Origin of the sequence: Streptomyces sp. SID12488 (genome assembly GCF_010548275.1) — a bacterium.
Taxonomy (GTDB): Bacteria; Actinomycetota; Actinomycetes; order Streptomycetales; family Streptomycetaceae; genus Streptomyces.
Map to the genome: position 1 here is coordinate 35,012 of NZ_JAAGLT010000024.1, position 17,978 is coordinate 52,989.

General features: G+C 68.9%; 18 protein-coding genes. 5 read left to right on the forward strand and 13 right to left on the reverse strand.

Going from position 1 to position 17,978, the window contains the following annotated elements; translation table 11 throughout:
• Positions 1-9: 9 nt before the first annotated feature.
• Positions 10-333 carry a DUF427 domain-containing protein gene (locus tag G3I56_RS30090; RefSeq protein WP_164414430.1) on the forward strand — a complete coding sequence of 108 codons (324 nt, stop codon included), beginning with the start codon at positions 10-12 and terminating at the stop codon, positions 331-333.
• Positions 334-437: 104 nt separating this feature from the next.
• Here G3I56_RS30090 and mnmA read toward each other — a convergent pair whose 3' ends face one another.
• Positions 438-1,562 carry a tRNA 2-thiouridine(34) synthase MnmA gene (gene mnmA / locus G3I56_RS30095; RefSeq protein ID WP_164414432.1) on the reverse strand — a complete coding sequence of 375 codons (1,125 nt, stop codon included), beginning with the start codon at positions 1,560-1,562 and terminating at the stop codon, positions 438-440.
• A gap of 60 nt (positions 1,563-1,622) precedes the next feature.
• Between mnmA and G3I56_RS30100 the strand changes: the two genes are divergently transcribed.
• Together G3I56_RS30100 and G3I56_RS30105 are read left to right on the forward strand one after the other, a co-directional pair.
• A complete protein-coding gene (locus tag G3I56_RS30100; protein WP_164414434.1) occupies positions 1,623-2,288 on the forward strand; it encodes an N-acetylmuramoyl-L-alanine amidase in 666 nt (221 codons plus the stop codon).
• Positions 2,289-2,523: 235 nt separating this feature from the next.
• Entirely contained in the window at positions 2,524-3,996 is a 1,473-nt protein-coding gene (locus tag G3I56_RS30105) for a multicopper oxidase domain-containing protein (RefSeq protein ID WP_164414436.1), read from the forward strand.
• A 181-nt stretch (positions 3,997-4,177) separates the two neighbouring features.
• On the opposite strand, the gene G3I56_RS30110 is transcribed toward G3I56_RS30105, so the two are convergent.
• From G3I56_RS30110 to G3I56_RS43330, 3 genes are all read right to left on the reverse strand, one after another.
• The gene (locus G3I56_RS30110) at positions 4,178-5,341 is read right to left on the reverse strand and encodes a cysteine desulfurase family protein (RefSeq protein ID WP_164414438.1); all 1,164 of its coding nucleotides are present in this window, start codon (positions 5,339-5,341) and stop codon (positions 4,178-4,180) included.
• Between the two features lie 126 nt (positions 5,342-5,467).
• On the reverse strand, positions 5,468-5,743 hold the full coding sequence (locus G3I56_RS30115) for a DUF4190 domain-containing protein (RefSeq protein ID WP_164315573.1): 276 nt from the start codon (positions 5,741-5,743) through the stop codon (positions 5,468-5,470).
• A 5-nt stretch (positions 5,744-5,748) separates the two neighbouring features.
• Entirely contained in the window at positions 5,749-5,901 is a 153-nt protein-coding gene (locus G3I56_RS43330) for a hypothetical protein (protein ID WP_203690980.1), read from the reverse strand.
• 125 nt (positions 5,902-6,026) lie between these two features.
• On the opposite strand from G3I56_RS43330, the gene G3I56_RS30120 reads away from it, so the two are divergent.
• Positions 6,027-6,653, forward strand: coding sequence for a TetR family transcriptional regulator (locus tag G3I56_RS30120; protein ID WP_164414440.1), 627 nt, complete (start codon positions 6,027-6,029; stop codon positions 6,651-6,653).
• Between the two features lie 95 nt (positions 6,654-6,748).
• Here G3I56_RS30120 and G3I56_RS30125 read toward each other — a convergent pair whose 3' ends face one another.
• The gene (locus G3I56_RS30125; protein WP_164414442.1) at positions 6,749-7,135 is read right to left on the reverse strand and encodes a hypothetical protein; all 387 of its coding nucleotides are present in this window, start codon (positions 7,133-7,135) and stop codon (positions 6,749-6,751) included.
• 200 nt (positions 7,136-7,335) lie between these two features.
• On the reverse strand, positions 7,336-8,196 hold the full coding sequence (locus G3I56_RS30130) for a thioesterase family protein (RefSeq protein ID WP_164414444.1): 861 nt from the start codon (positions 8,194-8,196) through the stop codon (positions 7,336-7,338).
• Between the two features lie 144 nt (positions 8,197-8,340).
• Between G3I56_RS30130 and G3I56_RS30135 the strand changes: the two genes are divergently transcribed.
• Positions 8,341-9,600: an alpha/beta hydrolase-fold protein gene (locus G3I56_RS30135; protein ID WP_164414446.1), complete on the forward strand. Its 1,260-nt coding sequence runs from the start codon at positions 8,341-8,343 to the stop codon at positions 9,598-9,600.
• Here G3I56_RS30135 and G3I56_RS30140 read toward each other — a convergent pair.
• From G3I56_RS30140 to G3I56_RS30170, 7 genes are all read right to left on the reverse strand, one after another.
• Positions 9,497-10,165, reverse strand: a complete 669-nt coding sequence (locus G3I56_RS30140) for a trimeric intracellular cation channel family protein (RefSeq protein WP_164414448.1) — start codon at positions 10,163-10,165, stop codon at positions 9,497-9,499. The two genes, G3I56_RS30135 and G3I56_RS30140, sit on opposite strands and share 104 nt — an antisense overlap.
• 71 nt (positions 10,166-10,236) lie before the next feature.
• Positions 10,237-11,628: a M1 family metallopeptidase gene (locus G3I56_RS30145; protein ID WP_164414450.1), complete on the reverse strand. Its 1,392-nt coding sequence runs from the start codon at positions 11,626-11,628 to the stop codon at positions 10,237-10,239.
• A gap of 101 nt (positions 11,629-11,729) precedes the next feature.
• Positions 11,730-12,968: a dipeptide ABC transporter ATP-binding protein gene (locus tag G3I56_RS30150; RefSeq protein ID WP_164414452.1), complete on the reverse strand. Its 1,239-nt coding sequence runs from the start codon at positions 12,966-12,968 to the stop codon at positions 11,730-11,732.
• Complete coding sequence (locus G3I56_RS30155) at positions 12,965-14,056, reverse strand: ABC transporter ATP-binding protein (protein WP_164414562.1); 1,092 nt, start codon at positions 14,054-14,056, stop codon at positions 12,965-12,967. Before G3I56_RS30155 ends, G3I56_RS30150 begins: the two co-directional genes overlap by 4 nt.
• Positions 14,057-14,061: 5 nt before the next feature.
• Positions 14,062-15,069 carry an ABC transporter permease gene (locus tag G3I56_RS30160; RefSeq protein ID WP_164414454.1) on the reverse strand — a complete coding sequence of 336 codons (1,008 nt, stop codon included), beginning with the start codon at positions 15,067-15,069 and terminating at the stop codon, positions 14,062-14,064.
• A 71-nt stretch (positions 15,070-15,140) separates the two neighbouring features.
• Positions 15,141-16,892 carry an ABC transporter substrate-binding protein gene (locus tag G3I56_RS30165; RefSeq protein ID WP_239135192.1) on the reverse strand — a complete coding sequence of 584 codons (1,752 nt, stop codon included), beginning with the start codon at positions 16,890-16,892 and terminating at the stop codon, positions 15,141-15,143.
• A 56-nt stretch (positions 16,893-16,948) separates the two neighbouring features.
• Positions 16,949-17,947: an ABC transporter permease gene (locus G3I56_RS30170; protein WP_164414458.1), complete on the reverse strand. Its 999-nt coding sequence runs from the start codon at positions 17,945-17,947 to the stop codon at positions 16,949-16,951.
• Between the last annotated feature and the right edge of the window lie 31 nt (positions 17,948-17,978).

Sequence of the window (17,978 nt, forward strand, 5' to 3'; positions counted from 1 at the left end):
TCTTCAGGTATGGCTGAAGGACACACGATCACCATCGAGCAGACCGCCGACCGCGTACGGGCCGTCCACGACGGCCAGGTGCTCGCCGAGAGCACACGCGCCCTCGTCCTGCACGAGACAGGCTGTCCCCCGCGCTACTACCTCCCCGCGGACGACGTCCGCCTCGACCTGCTGACGCCCTCCGAGACCCACACGTACTGCCCCTTCAAGGGCACGGCGTCCTACTGGTCCCTCCCGGACGCCGCCGACCTCGTCTGGGGATACCCCGAGCCGAAGCCGGAAGTGGCCCTGATCAAGGACCACTTCTGCTTCTACGAGGTCGAGACCCCGTAGACCTCCCGGGTCGTCCTGCTCCACCGGTTCCGTCACGAACCGCGCCCTCCGCCGCCGACTTTTCGCTCCGACGATGAGTGGAACGGCCAGGGGCCGACGACGGCTCAGCCCACAACCGCCGCGGCCCGGTTCGTCGTGGCGATCGTCGCCGAACCGACGACGCGGGTGCCGTCGTACAGGACGATCGCCTGGCCCGGCGCCACCCCGCGCACGGGCTCGGTGAACGTGACCTCCAGGCGGCCGTCGACCAGTTCGGCGGTCACCTCGGTCTCGCCGCCGTGGGCACGCAGCTGGGCGGTGTAGGTGCCGGGGCCGGTGGGGGCGGCTCCGCACCAGCGGGGCCTGATGGCGGTGAGGGCGTCGACGTCGAGGGCGGCGGCCGGGCCGACCGTCACCGTGTTGTCGACCGGGGAGATGTCGAGGACGTAGCGCGGCTTGCCGTCGGCGGCCGGGGTGCCGATGCGCAGGCCCTTGCGCTGGCCGATGGTGAAGCCGTACGCGCCCTCGTGCGAGCCGATCTTCGCGCCGGACTCGTCGACGATGTCGCCCTCGGCGCGGCCCAGGCGGCCCGCCAGGAAGCCCTGGGTGTCGCCGTCGGCGATGAAACAGATGTCGTGCGAGTCGGGCTTCTTGGCGACCGCGAGGCCCCGCCGCTCGGCCTCCGCGCGGATCTCGTCCTTGGTGGTGAGGGTGTCGCCGAGGGGGAACATCGCGTGGGCGAGCTGACGGTCGTCGAGCACCCCGAGGACGTACGACTGATCCTTGGCCATGTCGGAGGCGCGGTGCAGCTCGCGCGTGCCGTCCTCGTGGACGATCACCTGCGCGTAGTGGCCGGTGCAGACCGCGTCGAAGCCGAGGGCGAGGGCCTTGTCGAGGAGTGCGGCGAACTTGATCTTCTCGTTGCAGCGCAGGCACGGGTTCGGGGTGCGCCCCGCCTCGTACTCGGCGACGAAGTCGTCCACCACGTCCTCGCGGAAGCGCTCGGCGAGGTCCCACACGTAGAAGGGGATGCCGATGACGTCGGCCGCGCGGCGGGCGTCGCGGGAGTCCTCGATGGTGCAACAGCCACGGGCGCCCGTGCGGAACGACTGCGGGTTCGCCGACAGGGCGAGGTGGACGCCTGTGACGTCGTGGCCGGCTTCCGCCGCGCGGGCGGCGGCTACGGCGGAGTCCACGCCGCCGGACATGGCGGCCAGTACGCGGAGGGGCTGCTGCGAGGTGTGAGTCATAACCCCTCAAGGGTACGGGGCGCCGGGAACCGGGACGCGCGAGTATCCGTTCACGATCACATGAGGGAAACACAGGCCCCGCGGGACGGCGACCGGCGGATCGGGCGGCGCACCCTGCTCATCGGCGGGGCGGTGGCCGCCGTCGCCACAGGCGTGCTCGCACGGGACGAACTGGCTCGGATGTGGTGGCGGGTGCCCGGGGTGGCGAAGCCGCGCAAGGAGGGCGAGGTCGACTACGCGGGGGCGCGCTGGGTGGCGGCCTCGACGGCGAACTGGCGGATGGCGGACCGGCCCGACGACTATGACGTGGACCGGGTGGTCATCCATGTCACACAGGGCAGCTACGCCAGCGCGGAGAAGGTCTTCCAGGACCCGGGGCACGGAGCCGCGGCGCACTACATAGTCCGCAGGAACGGGCAGGTCACGCAGATGATCCGGGAGCTGGACGTGGCGTTCCACGCGGGCAACCGGGAGTACAACGAGCGGAGCGTCGGCATCGAGCACGAGGGCTTCGTGGAGAAGCCGGAGGACTTCACGGACGCGATGTACACCGCCTCGGCGCGGCTGACGGCCCGGGTCTGCGCGCGGTACGGCATACCCGTCGACCGGGAGCACATCATCGGGCATGTTGAGGTACCGGGCACGGACCACACGGACCCCGGTAAGGGATGGGACTGGAAGAAGTACCTGCGGCTCGTCGAAGCGGCCTCCACCACCGCTACCTGAAGATCATTGTGACGCATATCACAGTCACTGAGATCGTGAGCGATCGATGAGCGCCGGCCGCCCGAAGTGTCCCGTCCGCCGATCCCGACCTGCGCGACACCGACTCGCCCGCAACTCGCCCGCCCTCTCATGGAGTTGAGGATCGGATCGAGGCTTCCGGTTTCCACAGGTTCTTGCGGGAGTTCAAAAGTTCGGCCCAGTCTTTACACAGTGCTTAGCCCAAAGCTCCGCTGCCATGAGCGAAAAGAAGAGCAAGGGGCTGCACCGGCGGAAGTTCCTCGGCGGAATGGCCGGGGCGGGGCTGGCGGCGGTCGGCGCGGCGGGGGCGACCTTCGCCCTGCTGACCGACGGCAACACCTCCAAGGCCGCGGCGGCCGACAACACCCTGAACATCCCGGACCTGCTGGAGGGCACCACCTCCGACGGCACCACGACGTTCACCCTGACCGCGAAGACCGGGACGGGCGAGGTGGTCAGCGGCGTCACCAGTACGACGGCCGGCTACAACGGGTCCTACCTCGGCCCGACCATGAAGTGGACCAACGGCAGCACCGTCCTGCTGAACATCACCAACACCCTGGGCGCCGACACCAGCGTCCACTTCCACGGCGCCCACATCCCGCCCAAGATGGACGGCGGCCCGCAGAACGCCTTCGCCGACGGCACGACCTGGTCGCCCACGTTCGAGATCAAGGACGAGGCCAAGACCCTCTGGTACCACCCGCACGCCCTGGGCACCACGGCCGAGCAGGTCGTCCACGGCCTGGCCGGGATGATCATCGTCGAGGACGAATCGGATGCCTCGGCCGCGCTGCCCAGCGAGTACGGCGTCGACGACATCCCACTGATCCTGCAGTGCCTGGCCTCCAGCACCTCGGGTGACGTCAAGTACGACCTGACCGGTTACCTCTCCTCCGGCCTGGTCTATCCGGTGCTGTGCAACGGCACCAACGTCGACGCGACCACCCTCGGCTTCACGGCAACCAAGACCCGTACACGATTCCGGGTGCTCAACGCCTCCCCCTCCGACATCATGACCGTCCAGCGCAGCGACGGCGGGACCCTCACCCAGATCGCCACCGACCAGGGCTACCTGACCACGGCCGCCGAGGTGACCTCCATCCGGCTGGTGGCGGGCGCCCGCGCCGAGTTCGTCCTCGACCTCAGCGACGCGGTGACCCTGCAGACCGTCGTCACCACCGGCTGGGTGCGCGGCGGCAGCGGCACGTACGACTTCCTGACCGTCACGCCGGACGCCTCCGACACCCCCGCCGACCTGCCGAGCGCGCTCAACACGATCACCCGTTACGACACGACCGACTTCACCGCCCGCACGATCACTCTCGGGCAGCGGGGCACGACGATGCTCATCAACGGCTCGGCCGGCACCAGCATGGCCTCGATGGCGATGATCTCGACCACCCTCGACGCCGAGGAGATCTGGACGGTCACCAACTCCACCCAGCTGGAACACTCCTTCCATCTGCACGACGTGCCGTTCCAGCTGATCGAGATCAACGGAGTCGCGCCCACCGGCACCGATCTGGGCTGGTTCGACACCTACGAGGTGGTCGGCGGCGGCTCCATCAAGATCGCGATGAAGTTCACCGACTTCACCGACGACACGTACATGTACATGCTCCACTGCCATCTGCTGCAACACGAGGACGAGGGCATGATGGCCGCCCTCATGGTGCTGGACAGCTGACGCCCGCCGACGGCCCGGCGAAGGACGGGTGCCGCCGGCGGTGGAAGTGCCGGCGGCAGCCACGCGTATGCCGTCACCGAGCGCCACGTCCAGGGCTTCGGCCCGCAGTGGGAGCCCGTCGATCCGCCCGGCCACCCAGGCGGCGCCGCCTGACGGACCCGCCGCCGAAGTCGCCCCTCGGCTAACTCAGCCCGGCCGCCCGCGCCCGTTCCACCACGGGGCCGATCGCCTTCGTGACCGCCTCCACGTCCGCCTGTGTGGAGGTGTGGCCGAAGGAGAAGCGGAGGGTGCCGCGGGCCAGGTCGGGGGCGACACCGGTGGCCAGGAGGACATGGCTGGGCTGGGCGACACCGGCCGTGCAGGCGGAGCCCGTCGAGCACTCGATGCCCTGGGCGTCCAGGAGGAGCAGCAGGGAGTCGCCCTCGCAGCCAGGGAAGGTGAAGTGGGCGTTGGCGGGCAGCCGGTCGGCCGGGTCGCCGCCCAGGACGGCGTCCGGCACCACCCTGCGCACCTCCTCGATCAGGGAGTCGCGCAGGGCGCCGATCTCGTGCGCGAACCACTCCTGCTGCTCGGCGGCGATCCGCCCGGCCACCGCGAAGGAGGCGACGGCCGGCACATCGAGGGTCCCGGAGCGTACGTGCCGCTCCTGCCCGCCGCCGTGCAGCACGGGTACGGGGCTGTACTCGCGGCCCAGCAACAGCGCGCCGATGCCGTACGGGCCGCCGATCTTGTGGCCGGAGACGGTCATCGCGGCAAGCCCGGAGTCGGCGAAGGAGACGGGCACCTGACCGAAGGCCTGCACGGCGTCGGCATGCAGGGGAACGTCGAACTCACTTGCCACGTCGGCGAGTTCACGGACCGGCGTGATCGTGCCGATCTCGTTGTTGGCCCACATCACGGTGGCCAGGGCCACACTGCCGGGGTCGCGGGCGATGGCCTCGCGCAGGACGTCGGGATGGACCCGGCCGTGCGGGTCGACCGGCAGGTACTCGACGACGGCGCCCTCGTGCTCGCCGAGCCAGTGCACGGCGTCGAGGACGGCGTGGTGCTCGACGGGGCTGGCGAGGACGCGGACGCGGGCCGGATCGGCGTCCCGCCGGGACCAGTACAGCCCCTTGACGGCGAGGTTGTCGGCCTCGGTGCCGCCGGAGGTGAACACGACCTCACTGGGCCGGGCGCCGAGCGACTCGGCGAGCGTCTCCCGGGCCTCCTCGACCGTGCGCCTGGCCCTGCGGCCGGCCGCGTGGAGTGAGGAGGCGTTGCCGGTGACGCCCAGCTGCGCGGTCATTGCCTCGACCGCCTCCGGGAGCATCGGGGTGGTCGCGGCGTGGTCGAGGTATGCCATGGTGCCGTGATTCTACGGCGCCCCGGTGACGGGACCGGGGGCGCGTAGCCCCTGGGGCGCTACGACAGGCGCGCTCCGGCCCGCCCCAGGGTCGCGCGAGACATGCCCGACATGCCCGTACGCCGGTCAGAAGCTCCACGAGACGGTGTTGTCCACCTGCATGAGGGTGACCAGTACTACCAGGTCGGCGATGCCGAGACCGAGGCCGAGCCAGGCCCGGCCGGGCCTCTTGGTGCCGCGCCAGAGGGCGACGACGGCCAGCGCGATGGCGACGGGGCCGAGGAAGATGTTGAGGACCAGCAGGCCCAGCAGGCCGAGGACGAAGGACGCGACGGCCATGCCGTCGGCGTCGCGGGGGGCGGTGCGCTCGGTGCGGCCGGTGGCCGATGCGGTGAGTTGCATGGTGATCAGCTCCGACGGGCGAGGCGCTCACGGAGCGCGAAGATGCCGAGCCAGGCGGCGATGCCGGCGGCGGCCAGGACGGTGAACGAGAACGGGAGATGGGCGACGGTGCCCAGCACCATGCCCAGCAGCAGAAGGGCGGCCACGAGGAAGAACATGGGAGGAGTTCCCTTTCGTTCGTTACAGTTCAGTGAACGCTTGTAGTAACATTTGTTCACTGACTCCCGAGTCTAGCGCGTCTCCCGGCTTTTCAATTACGGAGAACAGTTGTTAACTGCATGGCATGAGTCACACTCTCGGCATCCGACAGGTCCAGAAGCAGAAGACCCGCCAGGCGCTCCTGGACGCGGCGCTCGGCCTGTTGGAGGACCAGAGCCTGAGCAGCCTCGGTCTGCGTGAGGTCACCCGTGCCGTGGGCGTCGCCCCGACCGCCTTCTACCGGCATTTCCGCTCCACCGCCGACCTCGGCATCGCCCTCGTCGAGGAGGCGCTCGGCAGCCTCCACCCGATGATCGGTACGACGGTGTCCGGGGCCGGCGACAGCGAGGACCGCATAGTCCGCGCGGTCGAACTGATCGCCGGTCATGTCCAGGCACAGCCCGCCCATGTCCGCTTCATCGCGCGCGAGCGGCACGGCGGGGTCCTGCCGGTCCGCGAGGCCATCCGGGACCAACTGGCCCGGTTCGCCGAGGAGGTGCGGGACGCGCTCGCCGAACAACCCGAGTCCGCGGGCTGGACGGAGGAGGACCTGCTGATGCTCGCGGGCCTGTACGTCGACCAGATGCTGGTGACGGCCTCCCAGTTCCTGGAGACGCTGGACGCCCCGGCGGCGCGGCGCGAGCAGGTGGCCCACCTGGCAACCCGCCGGATGCGCCTGATCGCCATCGGCCGCGGACACTGGCTCGCCTGACCCCGGCGGAACACTCCCGGAACACACGTGGGCGGCGCGCCCGTCCGTCGAGCGCGCCGCCCATGCCGTACTCGTGAGGCCCCTGGGACCCGTCGTCAGCCCTGCTGCTGAGCCTGCTGACCCTGCCCGCCACCCTGGCCGCCGCCGGGGCCACCACCACAGCCACCGCCGCCGCCCTGGCCGCCACCGCCACCCTGGCCACCACCGCCACCGGGGCCGCCGGACGGCATGCCCGAGGGCGCGCCGGACGGAGCCGCGCCGGTCGGCCGACCCGATGGAGCCCCTGAGGCACCGTCGGTCGGCGCACCTGACGGGGCGCCGCTGGGCGCACCCGAGGCAGCACCGGTGGGGGCCTGGCAACTCTGCCCGGAGGTACCGGAGTTGCCGCTGTTCGAGGACGACGAGTCACCGGAACCGCAGGCGGCGAGCAGCGGGGACAGCGCCAGCAGGGCCACGGCGGGGACGAGACGCACACGCTTCATGAGAAACAACTCCAGGAAGATGAAAGAGTTTCGAGGCGGGCATCGAATCAACGCCACCTGGTGCTTCCTTGAGCACGCCCTGTTCTCTGCCTGTGCGTCAGGTAAAGCGCGTCTATACGAACGCGCCTGACCTGGTCTTTCTCTCCGAAGAGCCAACTACCCGCTGATACAGGTCCGTGACAGAACCCGCCGCGCCGCCCTCATCCGAGCCGTACGCTCGCCAACTGCCGTGACTGGGCGACGAGTCGGTCCGCGCTGTCCCAGACCTCGGCGTCCTCCTCCAGGAAGCCACCGGCCAGGTTGCGGGTCGTTATCGACACCCGCAGCGGACCCGGGGCGGGCCGGCAGCGCACGTGCACGGTCAGTTCCACCGTCGGGACCCAGCCGGACAGGCCGATGTCGAACGCGGTCGGCGGCAGCGCGTCGACGGCGAGGAGCAGCGCGAGCGGGTCGGCGTCGCGGCCGTCGGCGAGCCCGAACCAGGACCGCATCTCCCCCTTGCCGGAGGGCGCGCCGAGCGCCCAGCCGAGGGTGGCCGGGTCGAGCTTGAGCATCAGCCGGTCGGTGATGGCGGAGCCGCCGGGGACCGGGCCGGGAGCGTCCTCCGGGCCGAAACACTGGTCCATGGGCGGCAGCGCGGGCGGCTCGGCGGTCGTGCGGACGTCGTCGGGGAGGGCGTCCAGGTCGCCGTAGGAGGCGAGGACGCGGATCCGCTCGACCTCCTGACCCTGGTCGTCGTACTGGAAGAGCGAGGCCGTGCCGGTCGACAGCGAGCGTCCACCGCGGACCACGTCCGTGCGCACGACGGCCGGACCCGGGCGGGACGCGGTGAGGTAGTGCGCGGAGACACTGAACGGATCGCCGTGCGGGAGGGTGTCGGCGAGGGCGCGGCCCAGCACCGCCAGCAGATAGCCGCCGTTGACGGCGCCGAGGACGGTCCAGCCTGCGGAGAGTTCGATGTCGTAGACACCGGGCGCGCGGCGGATGACGGCGGTGTCGCGGTCGAACTCGCTGTCGCCGATGATGGCCCGCGCTGTCTGCGCGGAAGCTGCTTCTGGCATAGGTGAACGGTACAGTAAGAGAATACTAAGCGGTAGCTTATTTCTGGACGGGCGAAATCGCCGCTTGGTAAGTGCCCGGAATGTCTTGGGTAAGGGTTCGTCCGCAGCCGTGACCTCCCGCGCCGGATCGTCCTCCTCCCAGACATGAGCCTCACCGGTACGCCGTTCCTCCTCACGACGATCGCGCTCGTCGCCGTCGCCGTGCTGCTGCCCCTCGCCCTCTGGTCCCGGGTGCGCGGGCCCGCGCTCGCGCGTGGCGCCGCCCGGCTGCTGATGGTGCTGTTCGCCCAGGCCACGGCGGTCACCCTGGTGTTCCTGCTGGTGAACAACTCCAACAACCTGTACGACAACTGGGGCGACCTCCTCGGCACGGGCGACCACGTCCAGGCCGCCGCCGCCCTCGGTCCCGACGGCACCGGCGGTATCTCGCTGCGTGAGCTGCCGAAGGTGAAGCAGAGGTTCCGCGAGGCCGACGGGCCGGGCATGCACGCGGCCGGCGGCGTCGACGTCACCGACCTCAAGGGCCAGGTCTCGGGCGTCGACGCCGAGGTCTACGTCTGGCTGCCCCCGCAGTACCACGAGGCCGCCTACCGGCACCGCAGGTTCCCGGTCGTCGAGCTGCTGCCGGGCTACCCGGGCTCGGCGAAGGCCTGGTTCGGCTCGCTGCACGCGCCCCAGCAACTGCTGCCGCTGATGAGGAGCGGCCAGATCACGCCCTTCATCCTGGTGTCACCGCGCACGACCCTCATCGCCGACGCGGACACCGGATGCGCCAACATTCCAGGCAGGGTCAACGCGGACAGCTGGCTCAGTGTCGACGTACCGAAGATGGTCACGGACAACTTCCGCGCCGAGAGCGGGCCGGGCGGCTGGGCCGTCGCCGGGTACTCGGCCGGAGCGCACTGCGCGGCCAAGCTCGCCGTCGCGCACCCCGACCGCTACCGGGCCGCGGTGTCCATGTCCGGCTACAACGACCCGGCCGGGGAGTCCCTCTCGCTGGCCGCCCGGACCCCACAGCTGAGGGCCGCGAACAACCCGTACCTGATCCTCAGGCACGACCGCGTCCCGCCCGCGATCGCGCTCTACTTCTCCGGCGAGTCGGGCGACGGCTACGAGGCCGGTCTGGCCCTGCAGAAGGTGGCGAAGGCGCCGACCACGGTGGACGTGGTGTATCTGCCGCGCAGCGACGGCGGGCACAACATGGCGCTGTGGCGGCCCCAGATCACCACGGTGTTCCGCTGGCTGACCCAGCGGTTCGACGCGGGCGACCGGAAGACCGACGGCGGCTCCGCGACCGGCTCTACCCGGCGGGCTCCTCGTCACGAGCCGTCGACCGCCGGTGCCACGCGCGCGGAGCTCGCCAGTGGAACCGCATCGCGAGCAACCGCAGTACGAAAGCCGTGACGACCGCGAACCCGCTGGTGAACGAGTTGAGCACGTCGTAGCGGATGCAGAGGACGACCAGCGCTGAGCCGACGATCGCCGGGACCGCGTACAGGTCACGGTCCCAGCGCAGCAGCGAGGGAACCTCGTTGGCGAGCACGTCACGCAGCACTCCGCCGCCCACGGCGGTCGCGAGACCGAGGGCGGCGGAGGCGGTGAGGCCGAGACCGTGGTCGTACGCCTTCACGGTGCCCGTGACACAGAACAGCCCGAGCCCTGCCGCGTCGAACACGTTCACGCCCGCCTGGATGCGCTCCACCTCCGGGTGGAGGAAGAAGACGAGCGCGGCGGCGAGCAGCGGCGTCAGGAAGTACCCGAGATCCGTGAACGCCGCCGGGGGCACCGCCCCGATGACCAGATCCCGCAGCAGCCCGCCGCCCAGCGCGGTGACCTCGGCGAGTACGGCGATCCCGAAGACGTCGAAGTTCTTCCGGACGGCGAGCAGGGCGCCGGAGATCGCGAAGACGAAGATGCCGACGAGGTCCAGGGTGTGCTGGACGGAGGGACTGAAGAGCTGCTGAATCACCCCCATATTCTTACTCAGAACCTGGCGAACACCTTACAAAACAAGGCCAGAAGGCCAGATGACCTGACCGCTCAGATGACAGGCTTGCCGGTCGTGAAGAGCCAGGTCTGGAAGAGGTCGTCGAGCTCGTTCCCGCTGATCTTCTCCGCGAGCCGGACGAAGTCGTCCGTGTTCGCGTTGCCGTACCGGTGGAGCCTGGTCCAGGTGGGCAGGAGCTTGAAGAAGGCGGGGTCGCCGATGCGTTCGCGGAGCATCTGGAGGGTCATCGCGCCGCGCTGGTAGACGGCCGAGGCGAACATGGTGTCGCGCTGCGGGTCGCCGACGACGGTCTGCCAGAAGGTGCTCGTGGCGGGGCGGGCGTTGTACCCGGCGAGGAAGGAGTCGTGCGCCGAGCGGGTGCCCTTGTACTCGGCCCACAGCCACTGGGCGTAGGTCGCGAAGCCCTCGTTGAGCCAGATGTCCTTCCAGCGCTCGGTCGACACGGAGTCGCCGAACCACTGGTGGGCCAGCTCGTGCACGATGGTCGTCTCGTTGCGCACGGCCGAGTAGACCGGTTTCGTCTGCGTCTCCAGCGAGAACCCGGCCGCCGGCATGTCGTCGACGATCGCGCCGGTCTCCTCGAACGGATAGGGCCCGAAGACCTTCGACCAGTAGTCGGTGGCCTCGGCCGTCACCGCGTACACGTCGACGCTGTTGCTGCCCGCGAGCACCGGGTCGATGGCCACGTAGATCGGCGTCCCGCCGGGTGTGACACCCGTCTTCACGTCGAACTTCCCGATGGTCGCGGTGGCGAGGTAGGTCGCCATCTGCTTCTTCTCGCGCCAGTGGGTGTACGTCGAGCCGCCCTTGTCGTACGTCGAGACCAGCCGGCCGTTGGAGACGGCGGTCAGCCCCTTCGGCGCCTTGATCCGGATGTCGAAGGCGGCCTTGTCGGAAGGGTGGTCGCTGGACGGGAACCAGGTGGAGGCGGCGTTGGGCTCGCAGGCGACGAAGACGCCGTCGCCTGTCTTCATCCACCCGTAGCTGGAGCCGAAGACGATGGGCCCGCCCAGCGGTTCGGGCACCCCGCCGTAGGTGACAGCGACCCTGAAGTCCCGCCCCTTGGACAGGTGCCCGCGGGGCGTGATGCGGATCTCGTCGCCCTCACGCGTGAACTTGGCGCGTCTGCCGTTCACTTCGACCCGGGTGACCTCCAGCTTCTGGAGGTCCAGATCGAAGGAGGAGAGGTTCTGGGTGGCGCGGGCGGTGATGGTCGTACGGCCGTCGAGACGGTCGGTGTCCGGGTTGTACGCGAGGTCGAGGGCGTAGTGGCGGGCATCGAAGCCGCCGTTGCCGAGCTGCGGGAAATAGGAGTCACCGATGCCGTCGGCACCGGGGGCCGGGGCGGAGGAAGCGGCGATGACAAGGAAAGAGGCCGCCGCGGTGGCGACGGCCCCTAGACGTGCCGAACGGGAGAGTGCCATGAGTCGTCCCTTTCGAGCGTGTACCAGTCAAATAAGACGGACACGTACGACTCTGCGCTCTCCCGTTCAGGCATGTGCATGCCTTTGCCAACTCGTCATGCCTACTTGTCAGTTGACTCCTGAGGATCACTCGGAGCGGTGTCGGCGGGGGCCTCGGCAACCGGCGTCTCCGCCTGCTTCGCCAAGGGCTGCTCCACCGGCTTCTCTGTCGACTTCGCTGTCGGCTTCGCTGCCACCGAGTCCGGTACCAGCACCACCGCCTCGCGGGCCGCCGTCAGCAGTTCGGTGTCCTGTGGGGCCTGGTCCGCCGCGTTCTCGGGGTGGTGGCAGGCGACCTGCTGGCCGGGCTTCAGCTCCAGGAGCGGCGGCTCGGTCGTCCTGCAGATCTCCGTCGCCTTCCAGCACCGGGTGTGGAAGCGGCAGCCGCTCGGCGGTGCGATCGGCGACGGAACATCGCCCTTGAGCAGGATGCGCTCGCTCTTGGCGCCCCGGCGCTTGGGGTCCGGTACCGGCACCGCCGACATCAGGGCCTTGGTGTACGGGTGCATCGGCGCCTCGTACAGGGAGGACCGGTCGGCGAGTTCGACGATCTTGCCGAGGTACATCACGGCGATCCGGTCCGAGACATGGCGTACGACGGACAGGTCGTGCGCGATGATCACGTAGGTCAGGCCGAGTTCCTTCTGGAGGTCGTCCATCAGGTTCACGACCTGCGCCTGGATCGACACGTCCAGCGCGGACACCGGCTCGTCCGCCACGACCAGCTTCGGCTTCAGGGCGAGCGCGCGGGCGATGCCGATGCGCTGGCGCTGGCCGCCGGAGAACTCGTGCGGATAGCGGTTGAAGTGCTCGGGGCTGAGGCCCACCAGCTCCAGGAGGCGCTGGACCTCCTTCTTCACCCCGCCCTCCGGCGCGACACCCTGGAGCCGGAAGGGCGCCGAGACGATCGAGCCGATGGTGTGACGCGGGTTCAGGGAGCCGTACGGGTCCTGGAAGATCATCTGGATGTCCCGCCGCAGCGGACGCATCCCGGCCGAGTTCAGCCGTGTGATGTCCTGGCCCTCGAAATGGATCGAGCCGGCGGTCGGCTCCTGGAGACGGGTGATGACCCGGCCCATGGTCGACTTGCCGCAGCCCGACTCACCGACCACGCCGAGGGTCTCGCCCTTGCGCACCTCGAAGTCGATGCCGTCGACGGCCTTCACCGCGGCGACCTGGCGCTGCAGGATCCCCTTCTTGATGGGGAAGTGCTTGACCAGGCCCTCGACCTTGAGCAGTACCTCACGCTCGTCGGAAGCCGCCGCAGCGGTCGCCGCCTCAGGTTTCTTCGTCTCGCTCACAGCTTCGGCGCAATCTCTTCGGTCCAGATCCGCGTACGGTCCTCCGGCGAGAGGTGGCAGGCGGAGAAGTGCCCGCCGACGACCTGCTGGAGCTCCGGGCGCACGGTACGGGTGACGTCGCCCTTGGGGATGTCCGCGTACGGGCAGCGCGGATGGAAGGCGCAGCCCGAGGGAACGTTGATGAGGCTCGGCGGCTGACCCTTGACGGGGATGAGCCGCTCGGAGGTCTCCCGGTCGATGCGGGGCATGGAACCGAGCAGACCCCAGGTGTACGGGTGCTGCGGCTGCTCGAAGATCTCGTCGACCGGACCGCGCTCCACGCACCGGCCGCCGTACATCACCAGGACCTCGTCGGCGATCTCGGCGACCACACCGAGGTCGTGCGTGATGAGGACGACCGCGGAGCCGAACTCCTTCTGCAGGTCCCGGATCAGGTCGAGGATCTGCGCCTGGACAGTCACGTCGAGGGCGGTGGTCGGCTCGTCCGCGATGAGCAGTTCGGGGTTGTTGACCAGCGCCATCGCGATCATCGCGCGCTGGCGCATACCGCCGGAGAACTCGTGCGGATATCCGTCCACGCGCTTGCCGGGCTCGGGGATGCCGACCCGGTCGAGCATCTCGATCGCCCGGGTGCGGGCCACCTTCTTGCTGACGTCGTGGTGGACGCGGTACGCCTCCACGATCTGGTTGCCGATCGTGTAGTACGGGTGCATCGCGGACAGGGGATCCTGGAAGATCATCGCCATCTCGCGGCCCCGCAGCTTGCGCACCTCGTCCGGGGCGGCGCCGACCAGTTCCTTGCCGTCGAGCCAGATCTCCCCGGACATCTGCACGTTCTTGCCGCGTGCGCCGAGCCGGTGCAGGCCCATGATGGCCAGCGAGGTGACGGACTTGCCGGAGCCGGACTCGCCCACGATGGAGAGGGTCTTGCCCTTCTCCAGCTGGAAGCTGAGTCCGTCGACGGACTTGACCAGGCCGTCGTCGGTCGGGAAGTGGACCTTGAGGTCGCGGACCTCGAGGAAGGCAGTGGGCGCGTTCGAGGGCGAGGGTTCGCCCACCGCCGTGCCGTTCGCGGGCAAAGGAGTCAGTTCGGTCACGAGAGCCTCACCCGCGGGTCGGCGGCTGCGTAGAGCAGGTCCACCAGAAGATTTGCGATCACGACGAAGAGAGCGGCGAGCAGGGTGACGCCGAGGATCGGCGGCAGGTCATTGTCCTGGATCGCCTTCACCGCGTACTCACCGACACCGTGCAGCGAGAACACCGTCTCGGTGATCAGCGCGCCGCCGAGCAACAGACCGAGGTCCATGCCGAACACGGTGATGATCGGGGTCAGCGCGGCCCGCAGACCGTGCCGGACGACGACCTTGCGCTCCCGCAGGCCCTTGGCGCGGGCCGTACGGATGAAGTCCTCGTTCATCGTCTCCAGCATCCCCGAGCGAGTGAGCCGCGCGTAGATGGCGGAGTAGAGAAGGGCGAGCGAACACCACGCCGGGAACAGCGTGTTGGCCCACTGTGCCGGGTTCTCGGTGAACGGCACATAGGTGCGGCCGAAGATCGGCCACTGGTAGGTGAAGAGCAGCAGTGCCAGGTTGCCCGTGAAGAACATGGGCAGCGAGACACCGGCGAGGGCGACGCCCATGAAGGACCGGTCGAAGAACGATCCCGGCTTCAGGGCGGAGACGACACCGATCGACACACCGGCCACCAGCCACATCACGGCAGCGCCGGCGGCGAGCGAGATCGTCACCGGAAGGCGGGAGGTGAGCTGCGGCCAGACCTCGACGTGGGTCTTGAAGGAGTAGCCGAAGCACGGCGCGTTGCACTGCGCCGTCGTGGGCCCCAGGTCATAGGTGGCACCGGACACGATCCCCTTGATGAAGTGCCAGTACTGGAGATAAAGGGGGTCGTCCAGACCGAGGTTGCGCTTGACCGCAGCGATGTCCGCCGCCGACGGGCTCTTCCCGATGTACTGCTGGGCCAGCTGGTCGGCGGTCTGGCCGGCGAGCCGTGGCAGCAGGAAGAAGATGGCGAAGGTCACCGCGGTGACGACGAGCAGCAGGATCACTGCCGCGAACGTCCGACGGAGGATGTACGAGATCACGGGGATCGGCCTGGTGCCCGCGGGCTGCGAAGCCCGCGGGCACCAATGCCTTCACCTGCCTTCCGGGGCTGCTACTTCTTCGTGGTGCCGATGTTGAGGTAGTCGTACTGACCGCTGAAGGCCGCCGTGGAGACCAGGTTGGTGAAGTTGTCCGGGCGGTACAGCAGGACCTTGAAGTACGTCAGCGGGACGAGGGCAGCCGCGTCCATCGTCTTCGCGTCGACCTCGGTGTACATGGCGTCACGCGCGGCCTTGTCCTCGGTGCCGATCGCCTTGCCCAGCAGCTCGTTGACGCTCTTGTCGTCGAACTGCGAGAGGTTGGTGTTGCCCGAGGCGCCGATGGCGTCGCCGTGCAGGATCTGCTGGAGGAAGCCGTAGCCGGACGGCCAGTCGGCACCCCACTGCATCATCATCAGACCGACGTTGTTCTCCGCGTCCCACTTCGGGACACCCGCGTAGTCGGTGAAGTACTTGCCCGACGGGAACTGCTTCAGGCTGGCGTTGATGCCGGCGGCCTTGAGCGAGTTGATGATCGCGGTGGCCGCGTCGATCTCCGCCGGACGGTCGCTGCGCGCGGTGATGCTGGTGTTGATCGTGGTCTGGCCACAGGCCTTGAGGGCCGCCTTGGCCTTGGTCACGTCACCCTTGTTGCCGTCGGTGGCGTAGACGTCCGCCTTCGCGTAACCGGGGATGTCCGGCGGGAGGACGGTCGTGGCGATCTCACCACGGATCGGGCCGCCCTCGGCGGTCTGCACCGAGACCTTGTCGATCGCGTACTGCACGGCCTTGCGGCACTCGACGTTGTCGAACGGCTTCAGCTTGGTGTTGATCGCCATGTAGACGAGACGGCCACCGAAGGTGTTGTCGGTGCTGGCCTTCTTGTCGGCGTTGTTGACGACGTCGGCCTGGGTCGCGGCCTGGACACCCGTACCACCCAGGTCGATCGCGTTACCGGCCTGGACGTCCTGGTCGATGGTCTCCGCGTTGACCTTCAGGTTGACCACGATCTTGTCCGGGTACTGCTTGCGCAGCGGGTCGGTCGCGGCGTCCCAGTTCTCGTTGCGGACGAGGACGGCCTGCTTGCCCTCGTCGTAGCTCTGGAACTTGTACGAGCCCGAGGACACGATGCTCTTGACGTAGTCGATGCCCTTGTCCTTGGACTGGGGCACCGGCGCCGTCTGAGGCTGCGCGGCCAGGTAGTCGAACTCCTGGAAGGCGCGGTTGAGCTTGAAGACGACCGTGGTGTCGTCCGGCGTCTGGATGGACGCGAGGCCGCCGGCGCTCTTGTCCTTGTACGGACCCTTGTACTTGTCGCCGCCGTCGAGGAACTGCTGGAAGTAGTTCGGGCCGAGGGAGAGCACGTCACGCGCGAAGTTGGAGCGCTCGACGGCGTACTTGACGTCCTTCGAGGTGATCGCGGTGCCGTCCTGGTACTTCAGCCCCGAACGGAGCTTGTACGTCCAGGTCTTGCCGCCGTCACTCGGCACACCGGCGCTCTCGGCGAGGTCCGGGACCAGCTCGTTGCCCTTGTCACCAGGACCGGGCTTGAAGGTCATCAGCGGGCGGGCGTACAGCCGGCTGAAGTTGAACATGTACCCGTAGTACGTGTTGCCGGGGTCGAAGGAGTCCGGGACGTCCGAGTACTCGTACGTGACCGTGCCCCCCTTCTGGGTGGAAGCGTTGACGACGCCCTTGGTCGCCGCGTTGGCCCCAGCCGCCTTGGTACCGTCGTCCGTCTTTCCGTCATCGGCTTTACTGCAGCCCGCGAGCAACAGGCTCGCAGATCCGATCGCCGCAACCGCGGCCAGCGCTGACCTTCGCATGATGGTCTGCTTCTCCTCCATTAGTGGAAACTTGCTGAACTCCCGTTGCGGCCGCATCAGCGGCTGCGCGGGTCGAGTGCGTCCCGGAGACCGTCGCCGAGCAGGTTGAACGCCAGGACGGTCACGAAGATGGCGAGGCCGGGCACGATCATGTACTGCGGGTCGACCTGGTAGAAGTCGACGGCCTGGTTGAGCATGCCGCCCCAGGAAGCCTGCGGGGGCTGGATACCGACGCCGAGGAAGCTCAGGGACGCCTCGAAGAGGATGTTGGTCGGGATGAGCAGCGTCGAGTAGACGATGATCGGGCCGACCAGGTTCGGCAGCAGCTCCCGGAAGAGGATGTACGGCCCCCTGGCGCCCATTCCCCGGGAGGCGTCCACGAACTCGCGCTCACGCAGGGCCAGCGTCTGGCCGCGGACGATGCGTCCCAGGTAGGGCCAGTTGAAGAAGCCGATGACGAAGATCAGCACGCTGATGTGGAGCGGGAGCCCTTCCAGACCGAACGCGCCGCCCTGCAGCGTGGCGGAGATGGCGATGGCGAACAGCAGGAGGGGGAAGGCGAGGAAGGTGTCCATCAGCCGGCTGATGATCGTGTCGACCCGGCCGCCGTAGTAGCCGGCGATCACACCGAGGATCGTGCCGATCACGTTGGACAGGACCGTGGCGCCGAAGGCGACGACCAGCGAGACCCAGGAACCCTCCAGGATGCGGGTGGCGATGTCGCGCCCGAACTTCGGTTCGACACCGAGCGGGTGGTCCCAGCTCATGCCGCCGAAGCCGCCCTTGGGGAGGGAGGTGTTGGGGTCGATCAGATCCTGGTTGAAGGCGTTGGGGTCGAGGCCGAACAGCGCCTGGATGGGCCGGGAGAGGACCGCGACCAGGACCAGCAGGATGACGATGACTCCGCCGGCGACCGCCACCTTGTCCCTCTTGAACCGGGACCAGGCGATCTGCCCCAGGGAACGGCCCTCGATCTGCCCCTTACCGGCGCCGGCGAGCACAGCCTCCGGCTGTACCTCGGCTGCCGCTGCGGTGGTCTCGATCGGTGCGGTCACAGGACCCGACCCCTCTCGCCGGTGGTGACCG